Raw genomic sequence first — 456 nt, 5'->3', positions numbered from 1 at the left:
TCGCTTCGCGGCTATGCTCCACGGTGAAGCGCACCGCATCCTCGCGGCACAGGCCGCCACCGGCGACCAGGGTGTCCTCGACGTGGGATTCCACGGTGTCGGTATCGTCCAGCACGGCGGCCACGCCGCCCTGGGCCCAGTAGGTAGAGCCCTGCGACAGTTCGCCCTTGCTGAGGACGGCGATGCGCAGGTGTTCCGGAAGGGTCAAGGCCAGACTCAGGCCGGCGGCGCCGCTGCCGATGACCAGTACATCGTGTTGATAATGTTGGCTCATGCCCGCATTTCCCCGTGGTGGAGCCCTAGTATATAGAAGGGCCTGGCGGCACAATAGCGCACCCCCGCTGCCGGTCCGGCGGATGAGCTGCGGGCCTGTCATCGGCAGGCGTCATCAGAGCGGGGCGATGTAGTGCTGGAACTTTCTTAGACGCATCGGTTCCAAAGCAGGATGCCTGAAGA

At 64.7% G+C, this 456-nt stretch carries 1 protein-coding gene; it reads right to left on the bottom strand.

The window, feature by feature from the left end; all coding sequences use genetic code 11:
* On the bottom strand, nt 1-274 hold a 274-nt coding region (locus tag FLO80_RS23865; RefSeq protein WP_139148403.1), incomplete at its 3' end, for an FAD-dependent oxidoreductase.
* Nucleotides 275-456: the final 182 nt, after the last annotated feature.

It is taken from the genome of Aquicoccus porphyridii, from assembly GCF_008369105.1.
Lineage (GTDB): Bacteria > Pseudomonadota > Alphaproteobacteria > Rhodobacterales > Rhodobacteraceae > Aquicoccus > Aquicoccus porphyridii.
The sequence above is the reverse complement of the archived record's forward strand: the minus strand, read 5'-3'. Positions and strand labels throughout refer to the sequence as shown.